This is a genomic window from Pseudoalteromonas sp. S558, assembly GCF_005886635.1.
In the GTDB taxonomy this organism is placed as follows: domain Bacteria; phylum Pseudomonadota; class Gammaproteobacteria; order Enterobacterales; family Alteromonadaceae; genus Pseudoalteromonas; species Pseudoalteromonas aliena.
Genome location: NZ_PNDU01000707.1, coordinates 1 through 259, shown reverse-complemented (window position 1 = coordinate 259; position 259 = coordinate 1). Strand labels below are relative to the sequence as shown.

Annotated in this window: 1 pseudogene; it reads left to right on the top strand. The window is 32.0% G+C overall.

Going from position 1 to position 259, the window contains the following annotated elements:
- Positions 1–188: pseudogene (locus CWB66_RS22560) on the top strand (hypothetical protein); the annotation flags it as partial.
- Positions 189–259 lie beyond the last annotated feature (71 nt).

The following is a 259-nucleotide window of genomic DNA, read 5'->3' as shown; positions in this document are numbered from 1 at the left end:
GCGTGACGATTAGTTATAGCTATTGGGTGCCAAATCCTAAAATTATTGAAACTACACTCGCTATTAATGGCGGAGTTTATAAAGCTATTAATAGCGCTAATTTAGAAATTCCGTATCCGGAGCTCGTAATCACAATTAATATAAGTGATTTTAAACGCACTATCACTATTATAATCTTTAAAGGCTAACTTACCCGTTAGCTGAATATTTTATCCTCACACGCGTTATAAATTGCAGACATTATTTATTTTTTTGTTTA